Origin of the sequence: Lysinibacillus fusiformis (assembly GCF_016925635.1) — a bacterium.
GTDB lineage: Bacteria > Bacillota > Bacilli > Bacillales_A > Planococcaceae > Lysinibacillus > Lysinibacillus fusiformis_F.
Genome location: NZ_CP070490.1, coordinates 4711275 through 4730458, shown reverse-complemented (window position 1 = coordinate 4730458; position 19184 = coordinate 4711275). Strand labels below are relative to the sequence as shown.

Genomic DNA, 19184 nt, shown 5'->3' with positions numbered 1-19184 from the left:
ACGCCATGTTAGAGATAAAGGATTTATCCATTACGCTTCAAACAGCGCATGGACCGAAAACGGTTGTGCAGCATGTTGATTTCCATATTCCAACTGGTACAACGCTTGGCATTGTCGGAGAAAGCGGTAGCGGTAAAACGATGCTGTGCTATGCCATCTTACAACTGTTTCGGGAGTCCCGACACTATGAGGGGGACATTTTATTGGAAGGGCGTTCCTTAATAAAAATGGATGAACAGCAGTTGCGAGGTCTTCGCGGCAATGACGTGGCATGTATCTTGCAGAATCCTATGGCGATGTTTAATCCTATTTTAACAATAGGAGAGCATATGATTGAAACATTACAAGCACACCGTTCACTCAGTAAAAAACAAGCATTGCACATAGCAACTGAGCAACTTGCTTTTTTTCAATTGACCGATTCAACAATGTTAAAAAAATATCCTCACGAATTAAGTGGGGGCATGCTTCAACGTGTCATGATTGCCCTTGCCATGAGTCTTCGCCCGAAACTTTTACTTGCAGATGAGCCAACGACAGCCCTTGATACGATGACACAGCTCAAAATTTTAGAGGAATTGTCTCATTGTCAGCAACAATATCAGACAACGATGCTGATTGTGTCACATGATCTTGGCGTCATCGCTCGAATGGCAGAGCAAATTGTGGTTATGCGAAGAGGGATAATCATAGAATACGGCCCAGCCGAACGTCTATTACAAAACCCTGTTCATTCTTATTCAAGAGCATTAGTGGCAGCGAAAAGGAATGATGATCAGCTCGAACAACTGGTGGATAGTTGGTCAGGTGATACAAACGGAATCTTATATGAACTAGACACGAATTATTGGGTAAGACAGGAGGTAAGCCGATGTTAGAAATCCAACAAGTATCTAAAACCTATCGAAAAAAGAGATGGTTTGGGGAACATGAAACGATAGAGGCTGTGAAAAATATATCTTTCACCTTGGAGCAAGGAGTTTGCTTAGCCATTGTTGGGGAGAGCGGTAGTGGCAAAACCACACTAGGAAAGCTGATAATAGGTATGGAAAAGCCGGATAGCGGCACCATACAATTCGATCATATAAACCTAGCAACGACATGCAAAGAAGAGAAGAAGCAATTACAAAAAAATATTCAAATCGTGTTTCAAGATTGCCATAGTGCTGTTAATCCGAAAATGAAGATTCGAGACATCATTGCAGAGCCAATGAAATGTCATTTACAGTTGACGAAACAACAGCGGCTAGAAAAAATAGAGGAACTTTTAGTACAGGTGGGACTATCGGAGCGAGATGCTCAAAAATACCCTCATCAATTAAGTGGTGGTCAGTTACAGCGGGTGACCATAGCAAGGGCGATAGCAACAGACCCTAAGCTCATTATCTTGGATGAATCCATTAATAGTTTAGATATATTGGTACAAATCAGTATTCTAAAACTATTGAAACAATTGCAACAGGAAAGGGGCCTCAGTTACTTATTTATTACCCACGATTTACACGCAGTTAGTTTGTTTGCAGATGAAGTAGCTGTTGTAGACCAGGGGGAAGTGGTGGAATTTCTTCATGATGTGTCTCAAATTCCATATATGACCCATCCGATCAGCCAGCGCTTATTAGCCTCTAGATTACCTATAAGCCGTCAAGAAATTTCTTCGTTGCAAGGGGAGCAAGTATCATGAAACTTCAGCCTTTATCCCTTCGCATGATGCAATTATATGGGCTTGCGGTTATTTTTTTTACCGCCAATGCCGTGTTGACAGTTATTTTTCCATTAGAAGCAGCGGATGGAGGGTACTTGGAGGGCGAAATTGGTGCCATGATGGCCATGTATATGCTTGTTTGTATGCTATTAAGACCTTTTGCTGGCCAAATGGTCGCCAAGCATAGCCCTTATACCATTATGCAATGGCTGTTAATTGGCCATGCACTTGCACTGCTTATCTATGTAATATTTGGTATTGATAGTGTCTTTTTAGTACGAGCCCTACAGGGTATCATCACCGCTTTCTTTTCTATGGCGATGCAGTTAGGTATTACAGATGTTTTACACGATCATGATCGAGGGCAAGGCATGTCGATGTATTCCTTATCCAGTGTTGTACCTGGTTTATATGGACCTGCAGTAGCGCTACTCTTGTGGACGCAATTTGATAGACAGCATTTATTGATCTTTGTGGTTTTGTTGGCTCTTCTGCCACTACTGTTTTTTATTGGCTCCCCTTTACCAAAAGCAAAGGAAGACACAGAAGTTGTGACAACAAGAGAGCTGATGGCCGCCATGAAGGGGGCAAAACAACACAAGGGGCTAATCCTATCAGCAATCGTTATGGTTCTTGGTGCTGCTATTTTTGGCGCCATCACCACGTTTTTACCATTGTTTATGCTGACTGAGGGAGTGGGGAATCCAGCTATTTATTTAACGTTACAGGCATTGGTCGTGGTGGGTAGTCGCTTTGTATTGCGACGCTCTATTCCTTCAGATGGTCAATGGCATCCGAAATTTATTGCCTGTGTGCTTTTCAGCTCCATATTGGGCACAACGCTGCTTGCTGTTTTACCTGAAATAGGTTCTTTTGTCTATATTTCCGCTGTTTTCAATGGCCTTGCCTCAGCGATGCTATATCCGACAATTACTACATATATGTCGTTTGTTGTACCAAAAGAATCGAGAAATGTTTTGCTAGGTTTATTTTTAGCTACCTATGATTTAGGCTTTGGGTTGGGTGGATTTTTGATGGGCTTTATTGTGCAATTTACGTCCTATATGGTCATGTTTATGGTTTGTACGGTTTTAGCGATTATCGCACTCTGTGTTGTATTGCGTAACGGTAATCCCGAGAGGCAAATTATCACTACCATACTGACAAAATAATCGCGTGCTTGCTATGTATAAAATATAATAGAAAAGGCAAAACCTTTTATGAGACTAGTTTCCATGAAAGGGGAAATATTCGATGAATATGGTTTTAACTGCCAGTAAACGTCAAAAGGGACGACAATCTTCTTTAACACAGCTTCGACAAAATGGGCGCATTCCAGGTGTGGTTTACGGTTTTCAAATGGAGCCGACAGCCATTACGTTAGATGCTAGAGCTTTTGCGAAAATATTGGCTGCACATGGTACGAAAAGTGTCTTTCAACTCGATGTGGAAGGAAAGCGCATTAATGCTGTTTTAACAGAAGTGCAGCGCTGTGCATTGAAGGGTAATGTAAAGCATGTTGATTTCAAGTCCATTAATATGTCTGAGGAGCTAGAAGTCGATATTCCGGTAACCGTGATTGGTGATGCTGTAGGAGTGACAGAAGGAGGCTTCCTGCTTCAGCCTAATCGTGAGGTTCGCATTAAAGTGAAGCCAACTGAAATTCCAGAAACCATTGAAATAGATGCCACGAATGTTGCGATTGGCACTTCTCTTTATGTAGGGGATATTCGCCAACAGTTTCCGTTTGAAATTTTACATGAGGATGACTATACACTGGTGACCATCACACCACCAGCTGCTGAAAATGTACAGGAAGATGATACAGTCGACGATACACCTGAAGTGCTTGAAGCGACAGGGCAAAATACGGATGAAACAAGAGGATAGAGAAAGAGGGAGCCATCTTACATTTCGTAAGTGGCTCCTTACCGTTTATTGGTTAAACTGCTTTATCGATTTTCGGTAACGATAATATAAAGTGATGTAAATACTACAAGTTACTAAAAATAGCCATGGTGGGATAAAGCGCCCGATAGCAAAGGGTGTTTCAAATAAAAAGGCAAAAAGGAAAGAAAACCCTTCTTTCTCCCATAAACCAGGTGTAAAATACGCATTTTTTATACTGAAAAGGGAGTAGTAACTATCGTTGGCATAAAAAATCATTAAGAAGATAAATGAGAGTATTGCCCAATTGCTTGCATGTTTCATTAAACGTTTATATTTCGCAATGTGGGAATCATGATCTGAAAATAATTCATCATTACCATCTTTACTTTTTGTCCAATAATAGGTGCCATCATATGATTTTTCTTTTACTATACGCCAGCCAAAATCCTCATGTAATTGCTTATAGGTAGCTTTATTTTCTTTGCGAAGCTCCTGCTGACAATCAATCCGAATAACTTGTTCAAGATCTTCAGTAGGCTGAAATGTATAAATACCTGCTGAGTTTACGTTGGAGCATAGCCAACCCTTAGCTAACATTTCATTTAACCAGCGCTCTTCCTTTTCGATATCAAAAAAGACTTTAAATTTTATCATGTTTGCCAGCTCCCTCATATAAAGCTAAAATGTGCTGCAATCTTTGCTGCTCTGCCGCTAATATTTCTAGACCCTCTTCGGTCGTTTGATAAACCTTGCGTCTTGAATCCTGGGTTTCAACAGGTGTAATCCAATGATATTTCAATAAATTTTCAATGGCTCCATACATAGTACCAGCAGCAATCCTTACTGTACCAGCACTCATTTCCTCAATTTTTTGCATCATCGCATAACCATGCAGTGGTTCACGTAAGGCAAGTAAAATGTAATGCATGGTTTCAGATAAAGGTAATAATTTATGTTTTTTCACATCTTCACCTCAAATATACAGTCAGACTATATAGTTTGATTATATATAGTTGAACTGTATATTTCAACTGTAAAAAAAGACAATGCAAAAACTGCATTGTCATTAAAGTTTAGACAACAGCGCTTTTCACGCCTGTCCATCGCATAAATAATTTTTCGTTATAGGATAAGGCAAATTGTACGATTGGTCCAAGTCCAAATGCCATAAATACCGTACCGATACCAATAGGACCACCAAGTAGGAAGCCAATAATTGCAACCGTTACTTCCATTGTTGTACGAGAGCGAGTCACACTCCAGCCAAGCTTATGGACCATCATCAGCATGAGTGTATCACGCGGTCCAATACCTAAGTTCGCCACCATATACATCCCACAGCCCCAGCCAAGTAAAACTAACCCTGTTAGGTAAGATATAAGTTGCATCCAAAAACCATCAATATCAGGTAACCAATAGTTAAAAATATCAATAAAAATGCCTGCCAAAAACATATCGATAAACGTTCCAGGTAAAGGGAATTTTTTTGTAATCAGCATATCAAATGCTAAAATAGCAAGTCCCAAAATAATGGACCATGAACCGATTGATAAGCCTACTGTTTTTGTTAAGCCAATATGTAGTACATCCCATGAGCCCACTCCAAAAAGTTGGCCTTTAATTGTTAAGGTGATACCAAAAGAAAGCACGATAATGCCTGTTATGAAAAACAAACAGCGCGTAAGAAAAGCTTGTTTCATTTTTAACCCTCATTCATTCGAAAATTCCTGTTGTCCATCCAGTTATTATAACAATAGATTTTCATTATGTCCGAAGATTGTCATTTCGCATTTTTCAAAAAAATACGGTTTAGCTTTCTTGGGAAAGGGCAAAATAGGTATATAGATGAAAGGATGGGATACTATGACTTCTGTACGTGATGAAATTTTAGAAGTATTAAATCGAGAAAAGATTGGAACAATGGCAACTGTAGAAAATGGCAAGCCTTACTCACGATACATGACGTTCCAGCATGAAGATTTTGTATTGTATACAGTGACGAATAAACATTCAGAAAAAATGGAAGAGCTACGCAAAAACCCATATACCCATATTTTATATGGCTACGAAAATGGTGGTTTTGGTGATACGTATGTGGAAATAGAAGGAAAACTTACAGAAGTACATGAAGAAGGGATAAAAAATAAACTAGCTGAATTTTTTACGAGTATCTTTATTGGCAATCAGGATGAAATGGTGACATTAAAGATTGAGCCTATTCGTATGCGCTTAATGAATAAAAAAGGGCAGCCACCTAAAGAGCTAGAATTTTCAAACGACCATTGACAATGGTCGTTTTTTACTGATGTAGCGATAAATAGTTGCAATGGTTAGCATCTTTTTGGCATGATAGTTCTTAAAAGAAAAAGGAGTATAGGTTATGTCGATAAAATTACAGCAGTTAACACAAAATATCTTATCATCTCAAGGAAAATTAGAGGCAGATTTCATTCTGAGAAATGCACAAATTGCCGATGTTTTTTCGTTAACGTGGAAAAAAGCAGATATTGTCGTGAAGAATGGTATGATTGTGGCTCTAGATCGCACGAATAAGTTTCAGGCTAAGCAGGAAGAGGATGCTTCAGGAAGCTATGTCATTCCTGGATTAATTGATGGTCATATACATATTGAATCTTCTATGTTGACACCAGGGGAATTTAGTCGCGTTTTACTTCCTCATGGTATTACAACAGTGATGACAGATCCTCATGAAATTGCCAATGTCGCAGGAGCAGAAGGCATTCAATTTATGCTCGATGATGCACAGAAGGCGGATATGGATATTTTTGTGATGCTACCATCAAGTGTGCCAGGTACACAGTTTGAAAATGCTGGTGCTACACTAACGGCTAAGGATTTGGCGCCGTTTCTACAAAATGAACAGGTTCGTGGATTAGCTGAAGTGATGGATTTTCCAGCGGTGTTAAATGGGCAAGAGGACATGCTTCAGAAAATTTTATTATCACAGGAAACAAATTTAGTAATCGACGGGCATTGTGCGGGCTTACAGAGCGAACAAATTACAGGCTATCGGGCCGCAGGTATTCACACAGATCATGAATGTGTAACAGCTGAGGAAGCCATTGATCGTGTAGAGCAAGGGCTGTATGTGCTGATTCGAGAAGGCTCAGCTGCTAAAAATTTACGAGATTTATTACCAGCTGTTCAGCCACATAATGCTCGTCGCTTTGGTTTTTGTACGGATGATAAATATGTGGATGAGTTAATTGATGAAGGCAGTATCAATTTTGATGTTGCCATGGCAATTGCCGAAGGGATGCCACCATTACAGGCCATCCAGTTAGCAACTGTGAACACAGCAGAATGCTATCGTTTATTGGATCGAGGTGTACTTGCACCAGGCTATAAGGCAGATTTTGTGTTAATAGAGGATTTGTCGACGATGCAGGCAAAGGCCGTATGGAAAAATGGGCGGAAAGTGGCTGAAGATGGTAGAATGCTGACTAATCGTCAAGTGCCAGTTGTGCCTGCTCATATCCATCAATCTGTCCATTTACCAACCATTACAAAGGATAGGCTACAACTAGCATTCACAAAGGGTACAAAGGCGAATGTAATGGAGATTGTGCCAAATCAGCTAATTACCAATCATGTAATAATTGATGTACCTATAAAGGATGGTGTTTTCGTCCCTTCTGTAGAACAAGATCTACTGAAATTAGCCGTCATCGAACGTCATCATCAGTTACACACGACAGGTTTAGGAATCGTCAAAGGCTTTGGCTTACAAAAAGGGGCAGTTGCTACAACAGTAGCTCATGATTCACATAATGCCCTTGTTGTAGGAACAAATGATGAGGATATGGTCCTGGCGCTTACACGCATTCAGGAAATTCAAGGAGGCTTTGTCATTGTAGCGGATGGCCATATTCTAGCGGAGATGCCATTAACCATTGGAGGCTTGATGACAGATGTACCAGCTCAGCAAGCAAAGGAGCAGCTAGCAGGCTTGCACAGTGCATTAAAGACGCTTAATCCAACATTAGATTTCCATTTTCTACTGACGTTTTCTTTTGTGGCATTACCAGTTATTCCTGCTTTAAAGCTAACAGATACAGGATTATTTGATGTGACAACCTTCCAGCATATCTCAGTAGAAGCATAGATAAAAAAACGACCTACTAGCTTTCAATAAGCTTTTAGGTCGTTTTCTTCTATTGCTTATTTAGTGCTAGCTCTCATTCACCATCATTTACGAACTATAAACATGCTTAAAAGTCATTGTAATATGGAATTAGTCGTAAAATTAAGGATTGTGTGTTGATTATTTCAACCTCTTATTTGTAAGCTATTTTCGTCTAAACATCCCTACTAAAAATACATACATTAATATATAAAAGGGGGTGAGATTGACAATGAAAAATAATGATCGATTTATGAAAGTAGTTAGTATTCCTACGCCTTTATATGAATCATTATTAGGTCAATATTTTGTTGGGCAAACCGAATTAATTACCTTACAAAAAGGAAGAAATGCGTGGGGAAGCTTGAGTAATCCTAAATATTCTAATGTGGATTTGTTTGTAAATGCGTTTACCATTACTAATTATTCTAAGCAACCTATTCTAGCTGAAATTTGGTTTAATGCAATACCTCCTGGGGATTCAATGATTTCTAAAAATGTAACGCCTACTAATACAGCCATTTATCCACCACCAAATCCAGACGTTAAAATTGAATTTGCTGAACTTGTTGAAGGGCACCCATATAAAGGAGTAAATGCGTTTAAACGAATTGTTCCACCACAAAGTACTTTAGTAAGCGATGAAGATGGAAAATTTATTTTTCCATCTGGTGAATCATTTGTAATTTTTTTAGTTACACAGGACAATGAATGTATAGAGGCTGAAATAGCATTTGGGTGGTTTGAAAAAATGAAAAAGTGCCATTAAATACTAAGGAGATTGTTAGTAGAATATAATTTATAGTGATATCAATTAGTTAGAAAAAAGAAGCTAAAGCTCTCAAATATCTATTGAGAACTTTAGCTGCTGTATTATTGACTAGTTAAAGCATTTTTTCGAATCTATCAATGGCTTTATTAAATTCATTGTGAGTTTCTGTTACAACTTTCTTCAAATCATGTGTAATATTATCGACCTTTTCCGTATCACTTTCTATAGTCATTACATTATATTCGATATTTCGAAGTGCATTATCCACATTCAGTGCTAATTTTCGTACCTCTTCTGCTACGACTTTAAATCCGCGACCTTTTTCACCAACACGTGCAGCCTCTATTGCGGCATTCAGTGCTAGGACATTTGTTTGTTTAGCGATAGTATGAATCACTTTTACAGTATCTCTAATTGCGTCAACTTCTTTGGCAAGTGATGCTACGGCTTTTATGTTTTCTTCTGAATTGGACACAACAATTTCTACTAACTCCTGAGGCATACTTTTTAGTTTAGCAATAATCTCTAAAGTATTGAATTCTCGATCTGTAATATCTGTTGAAATTTTTAATATGGAACTTACCTTATTATTGTCATTGAAAATGGGGAGGTAAGTTGCTTCAAGCCATATAGAATCGTTCATTTTACTTATTCTTTCAATTTTTCCTTCATATTTTTCTCCATTTAATAAACCTTGCCATAGGAGATGATAGTCTGGGTTTTGTATAAAATCCGGTTTACAAAACTTTTCATGACCCATCCCAATAACTTCATCCACCTGATATCCTAGAACCTCTGCAAATTTTTTATTAGCCCAAATCACTTTTCTATTCAAGTTAAACTCTACGAGGGCTAAATTTTTTTTCATTGAATCTACAATTGCATTTTCATTCATATGTTTTGTCTGAATATTCATATTTTCAAATCCTTATATTAGGTAGCTAAGCTAAATTTAGTTCATACTTAATGATTATTAGATATGCAACATTACTTTTTCACTAGGTTTGTTATGGAGTTCCGTATTAAAGAGATCTATTTTAGGTAAAGGTTTCACTGCTAATTGTGCTAGACCATGCTTTTGTAGAATTCCATTAGAAGTAATGCGGGCAGACTCCAATATAATCGGTAAACCACTTCCTGGATGTGTACCACCGCCAACTAACCAACTATTTTTTAATTCTTCAAATTTATTGTGAGGTCGGAATGTCAGCATCTGTGTAAGCTGATGACCTAGGTTAAAAGTCGCTCCTTTATATACACCTAGATTCTCTTCCCAATTTTTCGGTGAAATTATGTGTTCTTCTTCAATGTATTGCTCTAGATTTTCAATGCCAAGTTTGTCCTCAATTAACCCAATTAGCATGTTACGATAATCTTGTTCACAGGTATCCCACTCAATATGACTGAAATTATTAGGTACTGGTGCTAATACATATAGCGTTGATTTCCCTTGTGGGGCAACTGTTGGATCTGTTACAACTGCATTTTGAATGTAGATAGATGGATCATCCGACAACAATTTATGGTTAGTAATTTCTTCAACATTTTTTCGGTAATTTTTTGCAAACCAGATCGTATGATGGGGCAAATCAAATTTTTTATTGACACCTAGATAAAGCATAAAAGTAGAGCAAGAGTATTTTTTCTTCTCTAACTTTTCTTTAGTGTATTTTTTAAGAACACCAGGCTCGACTAAATGAGTCATCGCATGACCAAAATCACTATTTATTATTACTTCATTCGATGCTATTTTTTCGCCATTATCTAAAATGACACCCTTTACCTTTCGACCATCCAACCAGAGCTTTGAAACGCCACAGTTCGTGTAGATCTCTCCACCATTTTCTCGTACAACCTTTGCCATTGCCTGTGTTAACTTATTAATGCCACCTGTAATGTGGTAAACACCATAAGCATGCTCAATAAAAGATAGAATGGAAAATGCACCAGGACTTTCCCACGGAGACATGCCTAAGTATTTTGCTTGGAAAGTAAAGGCAAGTTGTAATTCCTCTTGCTTGTAAAATCGTGAAAGCGTATCGATTAAAGATCTACCGATTTCAAGCTCACCCAATGCCTTTAAAACTTTTGGTTGTAGTAAATCTGTATAACGGTTCATGCTTGCTTGCAATACAGGTACTAACGCTTCTAATTTGTGATTAGTTTCCTTCATATATTTTTCAAAAGAGCCCTCATTGCCTGGAAATAGTTCATTTATTTGACGAATCATTTCCTCACGATCACGAGTCATTTTAATGCGCTTATCGTGAAAAATTAATTCATACATTGGATCTAGGTTTACTAGATCTATATAATTATGTATATTTTTACCGGCAAGCTCGAATATTTCTTCAATAATATAAAACATATTTAAAAATGTGGGGCCCATATCAAATTTATATTCTCCTAGCTTTATTTCACTTGTTCTACCACCAATATAGGGTTGTTTCTCGTAAACTTTGACATTAAATCCTTTAGCGCTAAGCAGCATTGCCGACGCTAAACCACCTGGACCAGCTCCTATAACAATAATCTCCTTTTTCATTGTGAAAAACCTCCGTATCTGCTATTTAGTCTTATAACACTACCTGTATTGAGTCATGATTTATAAAAAGATAAAAATATTTATTGGTTGTACAAAAGTTATACAGTGATTATACAATTAGTGTACAAAAATGTGCAAACTATATATTCTTGAAATTTAAAAAATTATTTTATGGCTATTGCGTGCAAAAAAAAATCATAGACAAAAGCATGTGTAACCAATGCTTTCATCCATGATATTCTCGTTGAACTTCTCAATAAAATAGATTGTAAGAACAATGCCTTATTTAAACAGGGATAGCAGTATTAATAAACTTTTTAACTTTTGCTTATAGTACTAGTTCTAACCAAAACGTTAAACTCCTACTAAAAATAAATGTTATTTAGAGTGAGAGTTTATAAGTTATTTATAACTTCATCAATAGTACTGGCAATAGCAATTGAATGTAAGGAATGTGTTTTTAAATACTCTTCAGAGCCAGCACCCCCCATATAAAATCGAATAGAAGGATGTTTTGCAGCGAAGTCATCTAATTGCTGAATGCTAGTAGGGTATAACTCAAATGGCCTTGTAGTCATAGCAGATAATAGAACCACCTTTGGTTTAAAATGTATGATTAAAGATTCAATTGCCCCAACAGCTGGAGAACTGCCAACAAGGAATGATCGCCAACCAGTCATCATTGCTTGCAACAATAAAATATGAAGTTGAACTTCATGATGCTCCCCTGGTAAGCATGCGCCCATTATTAGTGGTGCATCCTCTTTAGAGTGGTAATTCCGTCTTAATTGTACTAAATAATCTCTAACAATCATTGTAGTAACAGATTCTTGATACTCGGTCCATACCTGTTTTTCCCATAATCTTCCTACCTCTTGTAAGAAAGGAATAATCACATGAGATAGAAATTTTGCTAATCCTAATGAATGATTTGCTTGTTGCAAGAGTCGATTAAGTTCTACTTCATTGCAAAGTCTTCCTTCTTCCAATAAAAGATTACAGAAATGATCTACATTGTCGCTTATGGTCAACACTGTGGGGGTAACTGCCTCTAAAACATTTTGATTGCTAAGTACAATTGTCACTGCTTGTTTTATAGAATAGCCTTGGTTTGAAAGGCTAAGTACTTTTAAATATAGCTGCACATCCTCTTCACTATAAACACGGTGTCCATTTTCTAATCTTTTTGGATGAACAAGTTGGTAGCGCTCTTCCCATTTACGTATCACTTGTTTGGATAGCCCTGTGATTTCAGATACCTGCGTAATATTATATTGCCAATCTGTTGGTGTCATTATTTCCCTGCCTTTCTATAGCTAGTAACATTCATGATTGTGAGTATTTGTGTGCCGTAGTGCTTTCCGAAACCTTACAACTTTTCATATTATAATATAGATATTTAAAAGTTGTACAACAATTGTATAACTATAGTGGTTGAATATTGAATAAAAAGGAAATAAGGGTGGGGAATTTAATGAGACAATTTGTTGGTTTTTTCTTCCATACCATAATGAGTAGGCTATACGATTTTATAGATAAGCGAATGGCTTTAAATAATTTATTCATGTTATGTAAGCGGAGTAATTATAAGTTGGAATGGGTAATGAATATATTGAATTAGATGATGTAAATGAGAGGGGGAAAGAACATGAAATGGCTTGCACTCATAAGTTATTTCGCCATGGTTATTATTAATGGACTAGCTAGCACGGTGGGGATTAATGGGAAAAAGACAGGTGAAATTTCTAATCAGGTAGATGTATTGTTTATTCCAGCGGGTTATGTTTTTAGTATTTGGGGCTTGATTTATTTTTTATTATTCATTTGGCTTGTACAACAATTTCGATCTTCAACTACTAATCGTATAAATAGCAAGCTTGGTCTCTTTGTAATCACTGCATTATTAAATATCGCATGGTTGTTGAGCTGGCATTATGAATTGTTTATAACGTCCATTGTTATTATGGTCGGCTTATTGGTTCATATAATTTTTCTGTATGTAAGTTACCCGAAAGAGGATAATCGTTTTTCAGGGAGACTTCCGTTTTCTGTATATTTAGGGTGGATTAGTGTGGCGTTGATGGCTAATATTAGCTTTGTGCTTAAATATTATGAGTGGGATGGGTTTGGGCTCTCGGAGGAAATATGGGCACAGTTATTACTTATTCTTGCGACTGTGCTAGCTACTTTTATACGTGTTTATAAGCAAGATGTATTTTTTCCATTAGTAATTATCTGGGCTTTTATAGGAATCGCTATCAAGAATGGAGCAGATGCAGGGAGTACTTTCTATATGCCATTTATATATAGTTTGTTCCTGGTAATTTGGATTTTCATTGGAAGGCCTAAAAGATTATAGTTAAAGTATCTATAATATTTGATAGAAAGCGTGCTTTGAAAAGAAAATTTATTTATAAAGAAACCCAAACTAATGAAGTGTTATGAGCTTCTGTGTAGTTTGGGTTTTTTGTAAAGATAGGTGACCTTTCATCCAATTCTTCTTATCCAATGATTAAAATGTATTCACTTTTTTGAATGTAGAAATAATGGAAATATAAAGGGAATAAGCTCTTTTTGTCGAATCTTCTTATGATGAAAGGAGTAATCAAGTTTTGCTTGTCACAAATTATTTTTATGATCTACCAGAAGAGACTAAAGAATCTATTTATTTATATGAATATAATCTTATATTGAGTAAAGAAGTTGAAATCATTCAATTACATCGAAAACGGTCAATTGTTTATGAAATGAAAAACAAAGGAATTATATTGAAAAAATTTCTATCTGAAGGAAAAGGGGATAACGATATTTACGCATTGTTAGAGTTAAACAGTAGTCCTTATTTTCCTAAAATTTATGCATATAAAAAAAGGGAGTTTTTATTTTTAGAAAAAGTGAATGGTAAAACTTTATCACAGGTTTTAAAAGAAGGCATAACTAACAACGAATTAAAAGAAATTGTTTTGAAAATGATTGAAGCAAAAAAAGATATGATGAATGTAGACAGATATGATTTTGATTTTAAATTTGAACATATATACTGGGATACGGTAAATAGCACGTTGAAATGGATTGATTTGGGTGCTTGTGTAAAAAACCCAATAGGATATTCTGAAGAAGAAAAAAAGAAACGAATTGCATATTGTATTAACCAAGTCAAACAACAATTTGCTAAATATGGGTATAGTTTGTTGGATAATTTAGAGGGGTTATAACTAACTATTGATTTCATTTTGTAACCTAGTTTAATTGAACATAATTTTAAAAGTATGCATGCTAATTGTAATCGGATTTTTCGATTTATTTTATCGAAATAATCATCTTTATCGATTTGTGAAATCATAATAAGCTATTGATATACGGGGACACTAGTTAAAACTTAAAGGAAGTAGGGATACTAAATGTCAATAGCAGTTATTTACGGTGGAAATCGTCCTGATGGGAATGTAGAGACATTAACAAAATTAGTTACTCAAGGCCTAATGGTAGAAGAAATTTATTTAAAGGATTATTTAATTCAGCCGATCATTGATAAGCGTCATACTGAGGAGGGCTTTTCTAATATCAACGATGATTATAACGCCATCATTGACCGGATACTTCCGCATGATATTCTTATTTTTTCTACGCCTATTTATTGGTATAGCATGACAGGAATAATGAAGAATTTTATTGATCGATGGTCGCAAACTTTAAGGGACCCAGATTATCCTGATTTTAAGGCACTGATGTCTTCTAAAAAAGCATATGTCATTGCAGTTGGTGGAGACGAGCCATATATAAAAGGGTTACCAATGATTCAGCAATTTCAATATATATTTGACTTTATTGGGACAAAATTTGAAGCTTATATTGTAGGACAAGGAAACAAGCCAGGCGACATTCTACAAGATTTAAAAGTGTTATCTGCAGCTAATCTTCTAAAAAAAGAATTAGCAGGGAACGAGTAATTGATAGCCCGATAAAAAGACTTATTTGGAAACTATTATGACCCAAATAAGTTTTTTTATTTGAATTTTAATGGCAACAGGCTTGGCTTCATCGTTTCACGATTGCTATGTTCGCGAGCCTGTGTCCCTGTCACTTAGCTACTAACTAGTGTAAACTGAAATTTACTATCGATAAAGATGAATGTTTCGGTAAAATTGAATTAAAGGGGTTTGAGTGAATGGATATGAAGCAACTTCAGACGTTTTTAACGGCAGCTGAAACCTTAAGCTTTACACAGACGGCACAGCTTCTTGATTACGCTCAATCGAGTATCACTGCCCAAATTAAAACATTAGAACAAGAATTGGGTGTAATTCTTTTTGAGCGTCTATGAAAACGTATTGTCCTGACAGAAGAGGGGAAACGTCTGCAACAGTATGCCCAAAAAATGCTAGAGCTAGATCGTGATTTGAAAAAAGCTATGTCCACTGAGCAGGAACAAATCGTCTTAAAAATTGGGGCTCAGGAAAGCCAATGTGTCTATCGATTACCAAGTATTTTACAGCAGTTTCAACAAGCACATCCGCAAGTAAAAATCATTTTTAAGCCTGTGCATACGACGGACATTGCGAAGGAGTTATTACAAGCAGGTAAACTTGATATTGCATTGATTACGGACACTTATCAGGAAACTGCTATGCTCAAGCGAGAGCGATTGATACAGGAACAGCTTGTATTCGTCAGTGCCTCGAAAGAAATCAGGCATCCGCTATCGGCTCAACAATTATTAACTGAAACGATGCTGTTAACAGAAACAGGATGCTCCTATCGTAATCATTTAGAAGCACAGCTACAGCAAGAAGGTGTCAAGCCCTTACAAATGATTGAATTTGCCAGCATAGAAGCAATCAAGCAATGTGTGATGGCAGGGTTAGGTATAACGTTTTTACCTAAAATGGTCGTAGAGAAGGAGCTGGCAAGTGGGCAATTAGTGGAGCTACCATCCACAGTCGATTTAGCGCCCATTTATACAGATATTGCATGGCATAAAGATAAGCATATGCATCGCTGTCTCGAAGATTTTATTACCATAGCCAAACTTAGCTATGATGCTTTTAAGGATGAAAAAAGAGCCTGAATGTATCAGACTCTGTTATCAGTTATTGTTGCTTTAAGGTACCAGAAAAATTGGTGCCTTCATTACGTTCAGCACGACAATCAATCTCGGACACCTTTAGGGCATTATTGGATAAACGTTCAAACTCGACGACACAGCGATTGCCATTAGAGGATGTATTCATAAGTGCTTTCGTATTACTTGTGATTGTGGCTGTGCCATTTACACTACCTGAAGCAGTACCATCATTCGCCGTTAAAGCAATTGAAAAGCTTTTGTTTGTGGCATTGGAGATCATAGCATCACGGCGGTTAAAATCGTTTGTACCCTTCCCCCATTTATAGTAATAGGTATATACACCCTCCCATGCGCTTTTACTAGGCGTAGCCTGCTGTAATGATTTGTCGAGCTGATTTTGAGCATTTTTTGCTCTATTATTTAAAGATACGTTGTTGGCATTCTCATAAATGGCTTGTGCATCCGCTGAAATTTCATAATAATTTCGTTCGTCCATACGATAGAGCATCGTGACAACTTGCGCACGGGTCATGTTGTTCGTCACGCCATAAAACTTTTGTAAATTACGATCTTCATACTGTGGATTTAACCCGGAAGAAATATAGGTATCAAGTAAAAATTGAATAGATTGATCTAATCCCTTCTTACCGCTAGCTAAATGAGCAATAGCCTGTGCCACTACACCACGCTTCACCGTAGCCGCTCGGATTCGGTTGTCGAAATAGCCATTTAAAGGCACCCCATAGCTTGCGAGTTGGTTATAGAATGCATCCGACCAGTTTGCTGAAGGAGTTTGCTTTTTTAATTCGTCGATGGGCATTTCAAGCTCATAAAAATTGGCTAATAGTTTTGCTAATTGCTGTTCAGTAATGGTAGCATTCGGTTTAAATGTACCGTCTGTAAAGCCATTAACAATATCATACTCTTCTGCCCATAAAATAGCTTCATAGGCATAATGATCCTCTGATACATCTCGAAAGCCAGCAGCTTGTACATTGCCTGCACTAGCTATAAACAGAATAGAAAATAATAATGTACCTATTAATTTTTTCATTCGTTGTCTTCATCCTTTCTTGCTCGCTTTAGTAATAGTTTGCAGGAAATGGATAAAAACTGCAAATTTTTCTAGTGAAAAATAATCGCTATCCTTTGTGGGGAAGCGATTATTTTGAACGTCATTATTGGGCTGTATAACCACCATCTACAGTTAATGTGTTACCTGTCATAAACGTTGAATCGTCACAAGCCATAAATAAAACAGCTTTCGCCATTTCCACTGGTTGACCTAGTCGTTGCATAGGTGTGATTTGACGTAATGGCTCTTTGCTTTCTTCTGGAATGATTGGTGTATCAATAAAACCTGGACAAAGCGCATTGACACGAATACCCCGAGTAGCAAATTCCAATGCTAATGAACGTGTTAAATTAATCACGCCTCCTTTTGCTGCATTATAGGCAGCTGATCCTGGTGAGCCAACCCAACCATACATCGAAGCTGTGTTAACAATCGTTCCACCATTCCCTTTTAGCATTTCTTTGATGGCTGCTTGGGCCATTAAAAATACGCCATCTAGATCCACATTTACAGTTTGACGCCATTCCGCATAAGGAAGCTCCTCAGTTGGTGTAACACGGCCAATTCCTGCATTATTAAAAAGGACATCGACTTTGCCAAATGTCTCAATGGTTGTTTGATAAATAGCTGCTACTTCATTTTCATCTGTTACATTTGCTTTGATAAACAAAGCCTCTGCTCCTGTTGCCTGTAGTTCGGCAGCAAATGCCTGACCTTTTTCTTCGTTTAGGTCCACAAGCACCACTTTTGCACCCTCTGCTACAAATAATTGGGCTGTTGCAGCACCGATACCAGAAGCACCACCTGTAATAATTGCGACTTTATCTTGTAATTTCCCCATATATGACACTCCCTTAAACAATCATTTTTCTTGCACCCTGCGTAAATCACGGTGTACTTTTATTGTAAAGCGCTTGAAAATGGAAACAATCATTAATGTCGTAGCAAGTGTCTAACTAGTAGACATATTTGCCTGAAATGTCTAAAAGGGAGGAAGCAAAATTGCCAAAATGGACACAAAGACAAGAAAGAACCCGTCGTCATTTTTATGAGGCGTTTGTCGATTTAATTAAACAACATGGTTTTCAAGCCATTACAGTGAAGGATATTGTAGAACAAGCAGGCTACAACCGTAGTACCTTTTATGTGCATTTTCAAGATAAATTTGAGCTGGCAGAAAATTTGCTCGAACTGATGTTGAATGGTCTGGAAGTAGCAGTAGGTGAACCATACCTATATGGAGAAAAGGTATATACGACCAAATTGAAAGCACCATCCTTTAATATTATTCATTACATTTATAAGCATCGTCTTTTTTTCGAGTTGCTGAATGTGGAAGATACCATTCCTGGGTTGCATACACGTATGCCCTTAACGATTACAAAAATTTATCAAGAGCAATTTAAATTTGAGACAATCAATCAACAGCCTGTCAATATGGACATGTTCAAGCATTATACATCCTACGGTTTTTATGGATTAATGATGCAATGGATTGCAAGCGGCTATGAAAAATCAGAAGAAGCATTAATCAAGGACATCATTGAATTAACTAAGACACATATTTATGCATTTGAGTTTATAGGGAAACCGCTAGAAAAAGAAAAATAAATGTTTATTAACATATATCTATGTATTTTTATAAAAAATCTCTAATGTCTTCATTAGGGATTTTTTTGTTTGGGCTAAACTAAGTTTTATGTAAGAAAAAAATTTTTTTAAAGAAATTTTCATAAAGTAGTTGAATTTTCTTTGTATTAAGCATATATTTTTCCTAAGGGAAACAAAATATCTCCTAAGAAAGAAGAGTGCGTGAATGAAAGATTTAGGTGATTTCAAGCTGACGATTCTTCCAATGGCCATTTTAATTATTTTGACAATTGTATGGAAACTTACCGATTCAGTAGGTGCAGGTATGATGTTAATACTTTTCTGGATGAGCTGGCGCCAGCTTATTAGGAAAATGAATATAAATTAAGGCATTGTAT

Annotated in this window: 20 protein-coding genes and 1 pseudogene; 13 read left to right on the top strand and 8 right to left on the bottom strand. The window is 36.8% G+C overall.

What is annotated here, in order from left to right:
- Positions 1 to 5 precede the first annotated feature (5 nt).
- The 4 genes from JTI58_RS23445 to JTI58_RS23430 all read left to right on the top strand — a co-directional run bounded on the left by JTI58_RS23445 (position 6) and on the right by JTI58_RS23430 (position 3595).
- Positions 6 to 878, top strand: a complete 873-nt coding sequence (locus JTI58_RS23445; protein WP_205444076.1) for an ABC transporter ATP-binding protein — start codon at positions 6 to 8, stop codon at positions 876 to 878.
- Positions 872 to 1684, top strand: a complete 813-nt coding sequence (locus tag JTI58_RS23440) for an ABC transporter ATP-binding protein (RefSeq protein ID WP_205444075.1) — start codon at positions 872 to 874, stop codon at positions 1682 to 1684. The genes JTI58_RS23445 and JTI58_RS23440 overlap by 7 nt, the downstream gene beginning before the upstream one ends.
- Positions 1681 to 2877 carry a staphylopine family metallophore export MFS transporter CntE gene (gene cntE, locus JTI58_RS23435; protein WP_205444074.1) on the top strand — a complete coding sequence of 399 codons (1197 nt, stop codon included), beginning with the start codon at positions 1681 to 1683 and terminating at the stop codon, positions 2875 to 2877. The genes JTI58_RS23440 and cntE overlap by 4 nt, the downstream gene beginning before the upstream one ends.
- An 82-nt stretch (positions 2878 to 2959) precedes the next feature.
- Positions 2960 to 3595 (top strand): 50S ribosomal protein L25/general stress protein Ctc, encoded by a 636-nt coding sequence (locus JTI58_RS23430; RefSeq protein ID WP_205444073.1) that lies wholly within the window; start codon positions 2960 to 2962, stop codon positions 3593 to 3595.
- Between the two features lie 45 nt (positions 3596 to 3640).
- On the opposite strand, the gene JTI58_RS23425 is transcribed toward JTI58_RS23430, so the two are convergent.
- The 3 genes from JTI58_RS23425 to JTI58_RS23415 all read right to left on the bottom strand — a co-directional run bounded on the left by JTI58_RS23425 (position 3641) and on the right by JTI58_RS23415 (position 5295).
- Entirely contained in the window at positions 3641 to 4249 is a 609-nt protein-coding gene (locus JTI58_RS23425; protein ID WP_205444072.1) for a DUF2812 domain-containing protein, read from the bottom strand.
- Positions 4236 to 4523, bottom strand: coding sequence for a PadR family transcriptional regulator (locus JTI58_RS23420; RefSeq protein ID WP_036218718.1), 288 nt, complete (start codon positions 4521 to 4523; stop codon positions 4236 to 4238). Before JTI58_RS23420 ends, JTI58_RS23425 begins: the two co-directional genes overlap by 14 nt.
- 145 nt (positions 4524 to 4668) lie before the next feature.
- Complete coding sequence (locus JTI58_RS23415) at positions 4669 to 5295, bottom strand: YczE/YyaS/YitT family protein (protein ID WP_205444071.1); 627 nt, start codon at positions 5293 to 5295, stop codon at positions 4669 to 4671.
- Between the two features lie 163 nt (positions 5296 to 5458).
- Here JTI58_RS23415 and JTI58_RS23410 point away from each other — a divergent pair, with 163 nt between their 5' ends.
- From JTI58_RS23410 to JTI58_RS23400, 3 genes are all read left to right on the top strand, one after another.
- Complete coding sequence (locus JTI58_RS23410; RefSeq protein WP_048392416.1) at positions 5459 to 5881, top strand: pyridoxamine 5'-phosphate oxidase family protein; 423 nt, start codon at positions 5459 to 5461, stop codon at positions 5879 to 5881.
- Positions 5882 to 5975: 94 nt separating this feature from the next.
- A complete protein-coding gene (ade, locus tag JTI58_RS23405; protein ID WP_205444069.1) occupies positions 5976 to 7721 on the top strand; it encodes an adenine deaminase in 1746 nt (581 codons plus the stop codon).
- A gap of 250 nt (positions 7722 to 7971) precedes the next feature.
- The gene (locus JTI58_RS23400; RefSeq protein ID WP_205444068.1) at positions 7972 to 8508 is read left to right on the top strand and encodes a DUF6143 family protein; all 537 of its coding nucleotides are present in this window, start codon (positions 7972 to 7974) and stop codon (positions 8506 to 8508) included.
- Positions 8509 to 8623: 115 nt separating this feature from the next.
- On the opposite strand, the gene JTI58_RS25115 is transcribed toward JTI58_RS23400, so the two are convergent.
- From JTI58_RS25115 to JTI58_RS23385, 3 genes are all read right to left on the bottom strand, one after another.
- Positions 8624 to 9427, bottom strand: coding sequence for a methyl-accepting chemotaxis protein (locus tag JTI58_RS25115; RefSeq protein ID WP_205444066.1), 804 nt, complete (start codon positions 9425 to 9427; stop codon positions 8624 to 8626).
- Positions 9428 to 9484: 57 nt separating this feature from the next.
- Complete coding sequence (locus tag JTI58_RS23390) at positions 9485 to 11056, bottom strand: phytoene desaturase family protein (RefSeq protein ID WP_004230679.1); 1572 nt, start codon at positions 11054 to 11056, stop codon at positions 9485 to 9487.
- A 395-nt stretch (positions 11057 to 11451) separates the two neighbouring features.
- Positions 11452 to 12351 (bottom strand): MerR family transcriptional regulator, encoded by a 900-nt coding sequence (locus JTI58_RS23385; RefSeq protein ID WP_004230677.1) that lies wholly within the window; start codon positions 12349 to 12351, stop codon positions 11452 to 11454.
- Positions 12352 to 12704: 353 nt separating this feature from the next.
- Between JTI58_RS23385 and JTI58_RS23380 the strand changes: the two genes are divergently transcribed.
- The 4 genes and pseudogenes from JTI58_RS23380 (at position 12705) to JTI58_RS23365 (ending at position 16124) form a co-directional block, all read left to right on the top strand.
- Entirely contained in the window at positions 12705 to 13415 is a 711-nt protein-coding gene (locus JTI58_RS23380; protein ID WP_205444065.1) for a TspO/MBR family protein, read from the top strand.
- 253 nt (positions 13416 to 13668) lie between these two features.
- Complete coding sequence (locus JTI58_RS23375) at positions 13669 to 14271, top strand: hypothetical protein (RefSeq protein ID WP_205444063.1); 603 nt, start codon at positions 13669 to 13671, stop codon at positions 14269 to 14271.
- 186 nt (positions 14272 to 14457) lie between these two features.
- A complete protein-coding gene (locus JTI58_RS23370) occupies positions 14458 to 15006 on the top strand; it encodes a flavodoxin family protein (RefSeq protein WP_205444061.1) in 549 nt (182 codons plus the stop codon).
- 218 nt (positions 15007 to 15224) lie between these two features.
- Positions 15225 to 16124, top strand: a pseudogene (locus JTI58_RS23365) (LysR family transcriptional regulator).
- A gap of 22 nt (positions 16125 to 16146) precedes the next feature.
- On the opposite strand, the gene JTI58_RS23360 reads toward JTI58_RS23365, so the two are convergent.
- Together JTI58_RS23360 and JTI58_RS23355 are read right to left on the bottom strand one after the other, a co-directional pair.
- Positions 16147 to 17175: an S-layer homology domain-containing protein gene (locus tag JTI58_RS23360; protein WP_205444060.1), complete on the bottom strand. Its 1029-nt coding sequence runs from the start codon at positions 17173 to 17175 to the stop codon at positions 16147 to 16149.
- Positions 17176 to 17299: 124 nt separating this feature from the next.
- Positions 17300 to 18037 carry an SDR family NAD(P)-dependent oxidoreductase gene (locus JTI58_RS23355; RefSeq protein WP_205444058.1) on the bottom strand — a complete coding sequence of 246 codons (738 nt, stop codon included), beginning with the start codon at positions 18035 to 18037 and terminating at the stop codon, positions 17300 to 17302.
- A gap of 137 nt (positions 18038 to 18174) precedes the next feature.
- Here JTI58_RS23355 and JTI58_RS23350 point away from each other — a divergent pair, with 137 nt between their 5' ends.
- Positions 18175 to 18807 carry a TetR/AcrR family transcriptional regulator gene (locus JTI58_RS23350; RefSeq protein ID WP_205444056.1) on the top strand — a complete coding sequence of 211 codons (633 nt, stop codon included), beginning with the start codon at positions 18175 to 18177 and terminating at the stop codon, positions 18805 to 18807.
- 205 nt (positions 18808 to 19012) lie between these two features.
- Positions 19013 to 19174, top strand: coding sequence for a hypothetical protein (locus tag JTI58_RS23345; RefSeq protein WP_205444054.1), 162 nt, complete (start codon positions 19013 to 19015; stop codon positions 19172 to 19174).
- The last annotated feature ends 10 nt before the right edge of the window (positions 19175 to 19184 follow it).